This is a genomic window from Streptomyces sp. NPDC041122, assembly GCF_055592445.1.
The window spans coordinates 130,400-141,579 of record NZ_JBVIYQ010000003.1 but is presented as its reverse complement, the minus strand read 5'-3'; the positions used below and the strand labels follow the sequence as shown (position 1 = coordinate 141,579).

Genomic DNA, 11,180 nt, shown 5'->3' with positions numbered 1-11,180 from the left:
TCTTGCCGACTCGCTCAGGCCATCTTGCCCCTCGGCCCGTGGCGTGTCACGGGAGGGAGTCTACGGGGAGTGGTTGTGCGCGCGTTGCCGGATGAGAGGGAGGTCGCACGCAGAAGATGTGAGTTTTCGGTAGCCCCTGGTCACGCGGAGGTCGCGGGGAGCACCGGCACGAGGGCGTTCCACCGCGAGATCTGGCAGCCGTCGGTGCGGGAGTAGCGCGCGTCGACGGGCCGTCCCGCCCAGGTTCCCCGGATGTGCGCGGTGGCGGGGCCGCCGTACTGCATCGTGCACATCGCGTCGCGCGGGACGGGGGCGAACGGATTGGTCCCGAAGACGGTGACCTCGTCGAGCCGGGCACACGCGTCGGCGGCGTCCGGGTGGTCGCCGCCCGTCGGGTGGCACTTCAGTACGTATGTCTGGTCGTCCTCGCCGCCCATGTCGGTGACCGTGACGGTGAGCCGGTCGGTCGGGGCCGGGGCGGGGGCGGCGGCCTGGGCGACGGTGGGCAGGGCGGACAGCGCGGCGACGGACGCGGCGGCGGTGAGGACGAGACGGCGCAGCATGGGGGCTCCACGGTGAGAGGGGACGAGGCTCTACCGCTCTAACGCCGTGCGCGACGCGACGTTGCGGTGGGGAGGAACGCTTTTGCCCTGCGGGCCGCGCGGCTAGTACCGTGGGGGCCGCGATTGGTGACCGGCCGCCCGGCTGTGTCATCATCTGCACGCACCCCGCGCTCGCGCAGGTGTGCAAGCTGGAGGCGTCGCCTAGTCCGGTCTATGGCGCCGCACTGCTAATGCGGTTTGGGCCTTAAAGCCCATCGAGGGTTCAAATCCCTCCGCCTCCGCAGCTTGATCCGAAGCCCCGGTCCGTCTGGACCGGGGCTTCGGTGCGTAGGCGCGCGTGTCGGCGCATACGGGTGTTTCCCCAGCTCACAAGGGGTCGGGCTAACGGATTTCACATGGCGGCGGCAGTCATGTAATGTTCTTCCTGTCGCCGCGAACGGGCCGCAAGGCCGGGAAGCGAAGACAGAAACAAAAGAAAAAACAAGCACTCGTAGCTTAACGGATAGAGCATCTGACTACGGATCAGAAGGTTGCAGGTTCGAATCCTGCCGAGTGCACAGCAGCCCAGAGGCCCCGTGGAGCAATCCACGGGGCCTCTGGCTTTTGCGTTGACGCGGTGTTCGACGGCAACCGTCTCAGGAGAGTCGGCACAGTCGGGAGCTACCCGGATGTGGTGTGGATGAAGCCCAGGGAGGCCAGTCCTTCGGATTGACACAGCCGGTCCGAGGGGCCGCCGGTCTCGGTCTGGAGGAGTTGGTAGGAAGCGCCGTGGGCTTGCCCCCAGTGCATGGCGGCCCGCCACAGGACACGCCCGAGGCCCTGGCCTCGGGCTTCGGGCAGGACGGCGAAGTACTGGGGCATGAGCTGGGGGCGTCCGATGGCGTCGGACTGGATCTCCATGGGGCCGATCGCGCCCACGATGCGGTCTTCGATGGCGGCGGCGAGGACCGGGCCGCACCGGCCGGCCTGCATCTGCGTGTGGAGGAAGGCCAGGCCATCGCCCGCCATGGCCTCGGCGAACGAGGCGAAGGTGTCCTGCACAGCGGTCGGCCAGGCAGTGACGGGTCGGACCGGGCCATCGAGGGTAGGGCAGGGGCCGGCAGTGAAGTCCTTCAGCTGGATGCGGGTACCGCGCGGGTGTGCGGCCTCGGGGCGGAGGGGGCATACGACCCGGGCGTTGACCACATCGTGCGCGGCAGCGAGCTTGGCGGCCAGCTCTGCGGCCTCATCCACGACGCTGTCACGGAGCCCATAGGCGAAGACCTTCACAGTGCCGCGTCCACCACGCCGAGTCAGCGTGGGGATGAGGGTGTGCCCGGGCTGGTGCACCACGTCTTCGCGGAGGACTTTCTCGTCCTTCTCGCCGCCCCAACGCCGGTCCTTGTCGTAGGGCAGGAAGCCTCCGGTGTCGGCGGCTCGCAAGGTGTCCTCGAAGATGCCGACGGTCAGGGCGTCGGGATGGACGGGACCGAGAGTCGGCACGATCGGTGCGGCCAGTTGGGGCCGGAGCCAGTCCCAGCGGAAGAACATGAGCGGCACCCTAACGGTGAGCCGGTCAGGGCTCAGGCCCCGACGCGAGCACGCCGGGGCCTGAACAGAGTTGACCGGATCGTGTCGGTCAGTGGGGGTTATCGTCACCGGCGTCGCAGGAGCACTCTGCGCTCTCCACGATCACGTCGAGGTCCTGGACGGCGGTGATCGACGCGGTCGCGACGGGCGGGGCTGCTCGGCGGGCCGAGGCCGGCGGGCCGGGGAGGATGGTCACCGGTACGGGCGGGGTCATGAGGCGTTCTCCTTGTCTCCGTGCTGGCAGTAGCTGTGCAGCGGCGCCTTGGCCTCCTGGTAGTGCTTGGCCAGGGGGCGGCAGACCCGGCAGGTGCCGGACAGGGCGCAGCCTTCGCACCCTCCGGTGCGAAGCATGAGGCGGTCGGCGATGGCGCCGAGCCGGGTGAGGCCGTCGATGCCCTCGGCCATGAGGTCGATCTGGTCGTCGCGGCCGACCTTGCAGATCGACACCTTGGCGTGGGGGTCGGCGTGGAAGAAGGTGTGTCCCGCGTTGCAGCCGGCGAACGGCTTGCGCTGCCGCAGGTGGGCGGCGGACTGGGCGAGCAGCGGCTCTCCGCCGCCGTAGATCGTGGGCGTCATGTTCGTGTACGCGTGGTTCTCGACGTTCCACTCTTCGGCGAGGGCGGCCATCTCGTCGGCTTCGGAAGCGTTGTCCTCGGTCACCACGACGTTGATGCGCAGAGGAAGACCCGCCTCACGGGCGGCGTCCATGCCGCGCCGGAACGCCTTCCACGCGCCACGGCGCTGGGTGAGCGTGTCGAAGGACTCCTCGCTCGCCCCGTACATGCTGACCACCAGGCGGTAAGGCGGGCAGTCGCGGAAGAGCTTGAGGAGGTCAGGCCGCCAGAGCAGCGAGCCGTTGGTGGAGATGGTGACCATCATCCCGGCCTGCCAGGCGTACCGGTAGGCGCCTTGGAAGTGGGGATCCATGGTGGGTTCGCCGCCGGTGATCTGGAGCCAGAGGACACCGGCCTCGCGCATGATGTCCAGCAGCCGCACCTTGTCCTCCCAGCCGAGGCCGGAGAAGGGGCGCTCGCCGAGGTAGCAGTGCTTGCAGCCGAAGTTGCAGCCGAGGTTGATCTCCCAGGAGGCCCGGCAGTAGCCGTACGGGGACGGCTCGCGTACCAGCACGGTGCCCCGCGCGGGCAAGCTGCCCAGGTCCAGACCCCACACGTCGGCGGCGGTCTGCACCGCCCAGTCGGACAGCGGTTCACCGTCGGTGGTGGCCTGGCGCAGGCCCTCGTAGTGGTCGGCGGAGATTCGGGCACCGGCCCTTGCTCCCGGCTTGAGGAGAAGGTGCCCGTCGAGGAACGGGGAGGCGATCAGAGCGTGGGCCATCGGTGGCCCTCCTTCCGGATCACGGAGCGGGACAGCACACGGGACTCCTGGCGGCCGACGCGGCAGTAGATCTCGCCCAGCCCGTTGCAGGTGCCGCAGGTCTTGCCGGACGAGTTGGCGCCGCTGCCACCGCAGTCCCCGCACTGTTCGTTGCGAGGCGAGCGAGGGGGCCGGGGCTTGCGCGGGCTCGCGATCAGTTGGTGCACGAGACCTCCTCCAGGGCGTCTTCCCAGGTGTGCTGCATGGCGTGGTCGGCGAACAGACAGCAGCCCTCACCGTCAGGACCCGGGGCGGCCACCGGGCAGTCCGGCAGCACGACAAGTTCCGCCTCGTCCGTCCCGTGCCAGCGGAGCCACAGCGCGGTCCCGTACGCGCCGGCGTCGGCGAGGAGACCGAAGTGCTCACCGTCGTGCGCGGACAGCTGGCACTGCACCGCCCTGTCGACGTGCGGGGCGGCCGACCTCTCCCGCGCTTCCCGTGCCAGGTCGAGGGACACCCGACGCCAGTGCACGCACCGCATCACGACACCATCCGGAAGGATCCGATGGCATTCCGGGCCTGCTGCGAGCAGCGGGGGCAGACGCAGGGCGGGTAGCGACCCGGATTCTCCGGAACCACAGGGTCCTCGCCCACGCGTACCTCCGTGAGAGGCCCCCACGTCTGGCCGGAGTCACGGGAGACCCGCAACGTCATCCGTACGTCATCCTGTCCGTTCGCCATGGCAAGGAGCATCGCGATCCACGGACCCGACCAGAAAGGCCAAGCGGATTACCCAACTTGGGTAATATCACCCTCGGTTGACCAAGTGCAGCGATCCGTAGTCCTCATGCCGGAGCGTGCCCGATGCCCGAGCCATCTCGCTCGAAGGAACTCCCGGTCAGCCTGCTCACGGACCCAGTGATGATCGAGGCATGCCAGGCCAGAGACTTCGGCCGCATCTTTCAGCTGGTCAAGGCACGAGCAGGCATCTATCCGTCGATGATTGCGCGCCGCTGCGACCTGACCCCGAGCCGTGTGGGCGAGGTGATTGCGGGACGGCGGCAGTTGCTGCACATGGACGTGATCGAACGGATCTCGGACGGACTACGCATCCCCGGACACATGCTCGGACTTGCCCGACGCTCCTGGGAGACGCCGCCCAGCCTGACGGTCACACCCCGCGAACCGGCCGAGGTGCCGACCTCAGCCGTCGCACCACTGGCCGCCGGACTGCCGGGGGCGGATGTCGACAGCATCCTCTCCCTGGCGACCGAGCGGGATCTCAGCGTCTCGACGCTGGACGCGCTGCATTCGTCGATCGTGGACTACTGGCGCCGTGACGACGAGCACGGCGGCGAGACCTTACGGCCGGCGGTCGTCGGCCAACTCCGATATGTCGTCGATTTCCTCAGGGAGCAGCGTCCGGCTCCTTTACGGGACGGCCTGCACAGCATCGCGGCCGAGCTGGCCCGGCTCACCGGGTGGACCTATTTCGACGCCTGCCAGTACAACCAGGCGCGCGCCTACTTCACCGAATCGCTCGGCCTGGCCAAAGCCATCGACGACCGCCAGTTCATGGCCAACGTCCTCGCCTGCATGAGTCTCCAGGCCACCTACCAGGACAAGCTCGGCGACGCCCTCGCACTCGTCACGGCGGCCCAGGACCAGGCGCGAACGGCCGCGGGGGCGACACCGCGTGTGCTGGCCATGCTCGCGATGCGTGAAGCTTTCGCCCACGCCACCCTCGGCAATCGAGGCGCGACCCACACCGCGATCTCGGAAGCCCACACCCACTTCGGACGGGTCGGCACCGGTGATCCGGACCCGGCCTGGGTCGCCTACTTCGACGAGCCGAAGCTCATCGTGGACACCGGCATCGCGCATGGCCGCCTGGGTGAAGCCGCTCTTGCCGAACCCCTCATCGCGGACGCCCTCCGCCGAGAGCACCAGACGAACCACCGAGGCCGCGCCTTCCACGCCTTCTGGCTCGCCCGCACGCAGCTCCAGCGCGGCAAAATCGACGAGGCGTGCCATACGGCCATGGACGCCCTGGCCCCAGCGGCGGCCGTCAGCTCGCAACGAGTCGCCGGCCACCTCCGGGAGTTCTACGAGCAGTTGGAGCCCTTCCGTCGCGAACCGGCCGCGGTGGCGTTCGAGTCTCGGCTCCGGGAAGCGCTGCCCCGGCAGATCAGCGGATCGTGTCGTCCATGAGGACGTAAAGCAGTCCGACCAGGGAGCCGCTGCTGACGATCTCGCGGCGGTCGATCATGCCCCGCACGTCGGCCAGCGGGATCCACTCCACCCGGTCCGACTCGTTCTTCTCGGTCGGCGGTCCTTCGTACGTCGCCCCGTCGGACCGGAAGACGTGGTGCTGGGAGTCGGTGATGCCGTTGGCCGGCTCGGCGTAGATCAGCGGCTTGAGCGGACCGGTCCGCCAACCGGTCTCCTCCAGCACCTCACGCGCGGCCGCTTCGGCGGGGGTCTCGCCCACCTCGACCAGGCCCATCGGCAGCTCCCACGCCCAGGCGTCCGTGATGAAGCGGTGCCGCCACATCATCAGAACCTCGCGCTGCTCGTTGACCACGGCCGCCACGGCCAGGTGCCGGAGCTTGACGACATGGTGCTCCCAGCGGTTCCCGTCCGGGGTCTCGATATCGGTGAGCCACACGTTCACCCAGGCGTTCTCGTAGATCGGACGTTCCCCGTGGATCTTCCACTGCATCGCTGCGGCCCCTCTCGATCGGCCTACAGGATCGCAGAACGTACCTCCAGGGCAGCAGAGTGCGGCCATTTAGCGTCCGCCTGACCAATATCGGACGCGACGATCCGCCGCAAGCACTTCCCTCATCTTGGCGGCCTAGGCTCGGGGTCATGCGTGTGCCCTACGCCTTGCAGGTGGCGTTGGCCGGCGGTGCGAGGGGTGACGGCGGTGGCGTGGCGGTGTGCGGGGCTCGGGTGGCCGGACGGGAAACCGGTGCTGCGGTGGGAGGGCGGGCGGGCGAGCGTCCTCTCGTACGGGACCGAGCTGGGGTTCCGGGGCGTCGGGGAGCGGCGGTGTGTGGGGGCGCGGGGGAATCCGTGTCCCTTGCGGGCCGTCGTGGCGGGTACGGCCGCGCAGGCTCGGTGTTCTGAGTGTGCGCGGTTGGATCGTCTTTTCTCCGTGGCCGCGGATGGGGTTCCCGATGATCCGCGGACCTATCGGGTCTATCTCGCCTGGTTCGGGCCCGGGCTCCTGAAGGTCGGGATCACCGCCGAGGAGCGCGGGGCCGTGCGGCTTCTGGAGCAGGGGGCCGTGGCGTTCTGCTGGCTGGGGCGGGGGCCGTTGATGGCGGCCCGGCGTACGGAGGAGCTGTTGCGGGCCGCGCTCGGGGTGCCGGATCGGGTGCCGTACGCCCGTAAGCGGGAGGTGCGCGGTGCGCTGCCGGTGTGGGCCGAGCGGGCGCGGGAGCTCGCGGAGCTGTACGGGCGGGCCGTGGGGCTCGACGGGTGGGCCGAGACCCTGGAGCCGGTGCCGTTCGAGGCCGTCGATCAGTCGGCGGCCTTCGGGATGGCCGGCGGTGGGGGCGCGGTCGGTCACCTGGTGATGCGGGAAGCCGTCGACGGTGGCGTCGTCGCGGGGCGGCTGGTCGCCGCCGCCGGGCCCGATCTTCAGCTGCGGGTGGCGGGCGGGGACGTGCTCGTCGTCGATACGCGGCTGCTCGTGGGGTGGGAGCTGGTGGCCGCCGACGCGGGCGCCGGCGTCAGCGTGCCGGTCCGGCCGATCGCGTCGCCGCCGGGTGGAGGAGGCGTTGAGCAGGATGGGCTCTTCTGACAGGGGGCAGGGGGCAGGGGGCAGGGGGCAGGGGTAGAGGGCGGGGCGTGCTCAGGGAGCAATCGCTTCGTTGACCGAATGGTCAAGTCCGGTCGACCGTTGGGCAAGAGTGTGCGGAAAGGGGTGGACGTGGGCGCCACGCGGGCCCGAGTGTGACGTCATGAGCGATCACACCCAAGGTCCTGTCGGTCCCTTCGAACCGCCTTACTACGTCGTCGTGTTCTCCTCCGTGCGCACCGAGGGAGACCGCGGATACGGCGAGACCGCCGACCGCATGGACGAACTGGTCTCCGACGTGCCGGGGTTCCTCGGCGTCGACTCGGCCCGCACGCCGGACGGCCTCGGCGTCACCGTCTCGTACTTCCGCGACGAGGAGGCCATCCGGGCCTGGCGCAGCGACCTGGAGCACCGCGCGGCGCAGCGGCGCGGGCGCGAGGACTGGTACGAGACGTACGTCCTCCATGTCGCCAAGGTCGAGAGGAGCCACGGGTTTGTGCGGGAGCGATAGCGGTAGAGACCAGGGAGACCGAGGCGACGAGGCTCTCGCCGTCCGGCGGTTCTGCGAGCAGGTCGGGGTGCCCGGGCTCGTCGACGTCCACACGCACTTCATGCCGGAGCGGGTGCTGGAGAAGGTCTGGGCGTACTTCGACTCCTACGACGCGACGGGCGCGGTGGAGTGGCCCATCACCTACCGGCACGAGGAGGCGCGGCGGGTCGCGCTGCTCGGGGAGTTCGGGGTGCGGGCCTTCACCTCGATGCTGTATCCGCACAAGGCGGGGATGGCGGAGTGGCTCAACCAGTGGTCCGCCGGCTTCGCGCGGCGCACGCCCGGCTGTCTGCACACCGCGACGTTCTTCCCCGAGCCGGGCGTGGACCGGTATGTGCGGGAGGCCGTCGAGGCGGGCGCGCGGGTCTTCAAGTCGCATGTGCAGGTGGGGGGTTACGACCCCAATGACGTGCTGCTCGATCCCGTGTGGGGGCTGCTCGCCGAGGCCGGGATTCCGGTGGTCATGCACTGCGGGTCCGGGCCCGAGCCCGGCAAGCACACCGGGCCGGAGGCGGTGGCCAGGTTGCTCGCGCGGCATCCGCGGCTGCCGGTCGTCGTGGCGCACATGGGCATGCCCGAGTACCGCGAGTTCCTCGGCCTCGCGGAGCGGTACGCGGAGGTGCGGCTCGACACGACCATGGCGTTCACCGACTTCAGCGAGGCGCTGATGCCGTTCCCGCGGGGGGAGGCGGGGCGGCTGGCGGACCTCGGGGACAAAGTGTTGCTGGGCAGCGACTTCCCCAACATCCCGTACCCGTACCTGCATCAGCTCCAGGCGCTGGAGCGGCTCGGGCTCGGCGACGCCTGGCTGCGGGGGGTGCTGTACGGGAACGGGGCTCGGCTCTTCGGGGTCGGGTGACCCGGGGGTCGGGCGATCCGGGGGTCGGGTGACCCCGGGGACTTTGGGGTCGGGTGACCCCGGGCCCGAACGACCCCGGGCCCGGCCTTTTCTCAGGGAATTCACAGGTTCGCGCAAGAGTGCTCTCAGAGGCCCCGCACAGGGTGTGCGTATGACCACGACCACGCCTCAGTCGCGTACCGAACTGCTCAGGCCGGACGGGAGCCCCGTCCGCGTGCTCGTCGTGGACGACGAGGTGTCGCTCACCGACCTGTTGTCCATGGCCCTGCGGTACGAGGGCTGGGAGATCCGCAGCGCGGACGACGGGGCGGGCGCGGTGCGGGCCGCGCGCTCCTTCCGGCCCGACGCCGTGGTGCTCGACATGATGCTGCCCGACATGGACGGGCTCGCCGTGCTCGGCAGGCTGCGCCGCGAGATGCCCGACGTGCCGGTGCTGTTCCTCACCGCGAAGGACGCGGTGGAGGACCGGATCGCCGGGCTCACGGCAGGCGGCGACGACTACGTCACCAAGCCGTTCAGCCTGGAGGAGGTCGTGGCGCGGCTGCGCGGGCTCATCCGACGGGCCGGTGCCGCCGGCAAGCGCAGCGAATCCCTGCTGGTGGTGGGCGACTTGACCCTCGACGAGGACAGCCACGAGGTGACGCGGGGCGGTGACTCCATCCACCTCACCGCCACCGAGTTCGAGCTGCTGCGCTATCTGATGCGCAATCCGCGGCGGGTGCTCAGCAAGGCGCAGATCCTCGACCGGGTGTGGAACTACGACTTCGGGGGCCAGGCCAACGTCGTCGAGCTCTACATCTCGTATCTGCGCAGGAAGATCGACGCCGGGCGCGAGCCGATGATCCACACGCGGCGCGGCGCGGGGTATCTGATCAAGTCGGCGGTTCCCGTCGCCGGGGCGTGAGACGGCTCCTGAGCCGCGCGGGACGTCACCTCCCGCGCCGGGACCGGCCGCGCACGCTCCGCACCCGGCTCGTCCTCTCCGCCGTCGCCCTGATCGCCGTGGTGTGCGCGGTGATCGGGACCGTCACCACGCTCGCCCTCAAGTCGCATCTGTACGACCAGCTCGACGGCGCGCTCAGCGACGTGGCCAAGCGGGCGTCCGGGCCGGCCGTGGCACCCGGCACGGGCAGCGGTTCCGGCGGCCTGCCAGGTGGCGGTGGGGGCGGTGCGGGCGGAGGCGAGGGGCCCGGTGCCCACGACCCGCTGGAGTTCGTCACCCGCGGCCCGCAGGAGCTCGGGACCATCGGCGCCGAGGTGGGCCGGGACGGCGCGGTCGTCCGCGCCCTGGTCAGCACCGAGGCGGACGACGACAGCGGCAGCCCGCTGCCGGACGCGACCCGGCTCGACACCGGCCAGCTCGCCGCGCTCGCCGCCGTCCCCCGGGACGGCGAGTCGCACGACGTCGACATCCCGGGGCGCGGCGCGTACCGCGCCACGTACGCGTCCGGCGTCCGCGGCGACTTCCTCGTCGGCGTCCCCGCCGCCAAGGCCGAGAACACCCTCGACACCCTGATCGTCGTCGAGGTCAGCGTCACCGCCGCGGGCCTGGCCGCCGCCTCGCTGGCCGGCGCCGCCATGGTCGGCGTCGCGCTGCGCCCGCTGCGCAGGATCGCCACGACCGCGACCCGCGTCTCCGAACTCCCCCTGCACAGCGGCGAGGTGGCCCTGCACGAGCGGGCGCCCGACGCCGATCCGCGCACCGAGGTCGGCCAGGTGGGCGCCGCGCTCAACCGCCTGCTCGACCACGTCCACTCCGCGCTCGACGCGCGCCAGCGCAGCGAGACACGGGTACGCCGGTTCGTCGCCGACGCCAGCCACGAGCTGCGCACCCCGCTCGCCTCGATCCGCGGATACGCCGAACTGACCCGCCGGGGGCGGGAGTCCACCGGTCCCGACACGCGGCACGCGCTCGGCCGGATCGAGTCCGAGGCGGAGCGGATGACCGGGCTCGTCGAGGATCTGCTGCTGCTCGCCCGGCTCGACGCGGAACAGCCGCTCTCGTACGAGAGCACTGATCCGGCGCCGCTCGTCGTCGACGCCGTCAGCGACGCGCGGGCGGCAGGACCCGACCACCACTGGCGCCTCGACCTCCCCGGGGAACCGGCCCTGGTACGCGCCGACACCGCCCGCCTGCACCAGGTCGTCGGCAATCTCCTCGCCAACGCCCGCACCCACACCCCGCCCGGTACCACCGTCACGGCCCGGGTGCGCGCGGAGGGGCGGCACGTCCGTCTGGAGGTCCTGGACGACGGGCCCGGCGTACCGCCCGACCTGCTGCCCGCCGTCTTCGAACGGTTCGCCCGCGGCGACGCGTCCCGTTCCCGGCAGGCCGGTTCGACGGGCCTCGGCCTGGCCCTGGTCCGCGCCATCGTGACCGCGCACGGCGGCTCGGTCAGCGTGGAGAGCGTGCCGGGGCGGACCGTGTTCGGCGTCGTGCTGCCGGCCGTCGCGGGCCCGCCGCCCCTCACCTCACAGTCGGACCACAGCCTCACCACACAGCCCTGACAGACCACT

At 70.8% G+C, this 11,180-nt stretch carries 13 protein-coding genes and 2 tRNA genes; 8 read left to right on the top strand and 7 right to left on the bottom strand.

What is annotated here, in order from left to right; genetic code table 11:
• Positions 1–140: 140 nt before the first annotated feature.
• Complete coding sequence (locus ACZ6B8_RS12975) at positions 141–563, bottom strand: SSI family serine proteinase inhibitor (protein ID WP_471607270.1); 423 nt, start codon at positions 561–563, stop codon at positions 141–143.
• A 190-nt stretch (positions 564–753) separates the two neighbouring features.
• Here ACZ6B8_RS12975 and ACZ6B8_RS12970 point away from each other — a divergent pair.
• Together ACZ6B8_RS12970 and ACZ6B8_RS12965 are read left to right on the top strand one after the other, a co-directional pair.
• Positions 754–844 (top strand) — tRNA-Ser (locus tag ACZ6B8_RS12970).
• A 203-nt stretch (positions 845–1,047) separates the two neighbouring features.
• Positions 1,048–1,120, top strand: a tRNA-Arg gene (locus ACZ6B8_RS12965).
• Positions 1,121–1,223: 103 nt separating this feature from the next.
• Here ACZ6B8_RS12965 and ACZ6B8_RS12960 read toward each other — a convergent pair.
• The 5 genes from ACZ6B8_RS12960 to ACZ6B8_RS12940 all read right to left on the bottom strand — a co-directional run bounded on the left by ACZ6B8_RS12960 (position 1,224) and on the right by ACZ6B8_RS12940 (position 3,963).
• Entirely contained in the window at positions 1,224–2,093 is an 870-nt protein-coding gene (locus ACZ6B8_RS12960; protein WP_471607269.1) for a GNAT family N-acetyltransferase, read from the bottom strand.
• Between the two features lie 88 nt (positions 2,094–2,181).
• Complete coding sequence (locus tag ACZ6B8_RS12955; protein ID WP_162952559.1) at positions 2,182–2,346, bottom strand: hypothetical protein; 165 nt, start codon at positions 2,344–2,346, stop codon at positions 2,182–2,184.
• Positions 2,343–3,467 carry a radical SAM protein gene (locus ACZ6B8_RS12950; RefSeq protein WP_471090061.1) on the bottom strand — a complete coding sequence of 375 codons (1,125 nt, stop codon included), beginning with the start codon at positions 3,465–3,467 and terminating at the stop codon, positions 2,343–2,345. Before ACZ6B8_RS12950 ends, ACZ6B8_RS12955 begins: the two co-directional genes overlap by 4 nt.
• Positions 3,452–3,673: a hypothetical protein gene (locus ACZ6B8_RS12945; protein ID WP_471607268.1), complete on the bottom strand. Its 222-nt coding sequence runs from the start codon at positions 3,671–3,673 to the stop codon at positions 3,452–3,454. The genes ACZ6B8_RS12950 and ACZ6B8_RS12945 overlap by 16 nt, the downstream gene beginning before the upstream one ends.
• Entirely contained in the window at positions 3,661–3,963 is a 303-nt protein-coding gene (locus ACZ6B8_RS12940; RefSeq protein WP_471607267.1) for a hypothetical protein, read from the bottom strand. Before ACZ6B8_RS12940 ends, ACZ6B8_RS12945 begins: the two co-directional genes overlap by 13 nt.
• 347 nt (positions 3,964–4,310) lie before the next feature.
• Between ACZ6B8_RS12940 and ACZ6B8_RS12935 the strand changes: the two genes are divergently transcribed.
• Positions 4,311–5,657, top strand: a complete 1,347-nt coding sequence (locus ACZ6B8_RS12935) for a hypothetical protein (RefSeq protein WP_471607266.1) — start codon at positions 4,311–4,313, stop codon at positions 5,655–5,657.
• Here ACZ6B8_RS12935 and ACZ6B8_RS12930 read toward each other — a convergent pair.
• Positions 5,635–6,168 (bottom strand): NUDIX hydrolase, encoded by a 534-nt coding sequence (locus tag ACZ6B8_RS12930; RefSeq protein ID WP_358778545.1) that lies wholly within the window; start codon positions 6,166–6,168, stop codon positions 5,635–5,637. The two genes, ACZ6B8_RS12935 and ACZ6B8_RS12930, sit on opposite strands and share 23 nt — an antisense overlap.
• Positions 6,169–6,375: 207 nt before the next feature.
• Between ACZ6B8_RS12930 and ACZ6B8_RS12925 the strand changes: the two genes are divergently transcribed.
• The 5 genes from ACZ6B8_RS12925 to ACZ6B8_RS12905 all read left to right on the top strand — a co-directional run bounded on the left by ACZ6B8_RS12925 (position 6,376) and on the right by ACZ6B8_RS12905 (position 11,171).
• Positions 6,376–7,257 (top strand): DUF2797 domain-containing protein, encoded by an 882-nt coding sequence (locus tag ACZ6B8_RS12925; RefSeq protein WP_471607555.1) that lies wholly within the window; start codon positions 6,376–6,378, stop codon positions 7,255–7,257.
• A 160-nt stretch (positions 7,258–7,417) separates the two neighbouring features.
• Positions 7,418–7,765, top strand: a complete 348-nt coding sequence (locus ACZ6B8_RS12920; RefSeq protein WP_362375147.1) for an antibiotic biosynthesis monooxygenase family protein — start codon at positions 7,418–7,420, stop codon at positions 7,763–7,765.
• Positions 7,719–8,663, top strand: coding sequence for an amidohydrolase family protein (locus ACZ6B8_RS12915; RefSeq protein ID WP_471607265.1), 945 nt, complete (start codon positions 7,719–7,721; stop codon positions 8,661–8,663). Before ACZ6B8_RS12920 ends, ACZ6B8_RS12915 begins: the two co-directional genes overlap by 47 nt.
• Before the next feature lie 151 nt (positions 8,664–8,814).
• Positions 8,815–9,567 carry a response regulator transcription factor gene (locus ACZ6B8_RS12910; RefSeq protein ID WP_471607264.1) on the top strand — a complete coding sequence of 251 codons (753 nt, stop codon included), beginning with the start codon at positions 8,815–8,817 and terminating at the stop codon, positions 9,565–9,567.
• The gene (locus ACZ6B8_RS12905; protein WP_471607263.1) at positions 9,564–11,171 is read left to right on the top strand and encodes a sensor histidine kinase; all 1,608 of its coding nucleotides are present in this window, start codon (positions 9,564–9,566) and stop codon (positions 11,169–11,171) included. Before ACZ6B8_RS12910 ends, ACZ6B8_RS12905 begins: the two co-directional genes overlap by 4 nt.
• Positions 11,172–11,180 lie beyond the last annotated feature (9 nt).

Bases quoted from the DNA above. Each gene is read 5' to 3' on its own strand.
- ACZ6B8_RS12975 (WP_471607270.1), bottom strand. From the start codon at position 563: ATGCTGCGCCGTCTCGTCCTCACCGCCGCCGCGTCCGTCGCCGCGCTG.
- ACZ6B8_RS12960 (WP_471607269.1), bottom strand. From the start codon at position 2,093: ATGTTCTTCCGCTGGGACTGGCTCCGGCCCCAACTGGCCGCACCGATC.
- ACZ6B8_RS12955 (WP_162952559.1), bottom strand. From the start codon at position 2,346: ATGACCCCGCCCGTACCGGTGACCATCCTCCCCGGCCCGCCGGCCTCG.
- ACZ6B8_RS12950 (WP_471090061.1), bottom strand. From the start codon at position 3,467: ATGGCCCACGCTCTGATCGCCTCCCCGTTCCTCGACGGGCACCTTCTC.
- ACZ6B8_RS12935 (WP_471607266.1), top strand. From the start codon at position 4,311: ATGCCCGAGCCATCTCGCTCGAAGGAACTCCCGGTCAGCCTGCTCACG.
- ACZ6B8_RS12930 (WP_358778545.1), bottom strand. From the start codon at position 6,168: ATGCAGTGGAAGATCCACGGGGAACGTCCGATCTACGAGAACGCCTGG.
- ACZ6B8_RS12920 (WP_362375147.1), top strand. From the start codon at position 7,418: ATGAGCGATCACACCCAAGGTCCTGTCGGTCCCTTCGAACCGCCTTAC.
- ACZ6B8_RS12915 (WP_471607265.1), top strand. From the start codon at position 7,719: ATGTCGCCAAGGTCGAGAGGAGCCACGGGTTTGTGCGGGAGCGATAGC.
- ACZ6B8_RS12910 (WP_471607264.1), top strand. From the start codon at position 8,815: ATGACCACGACCACGCCTCAGTCGCGTACCGAACTGCTCAGGCCGGAC.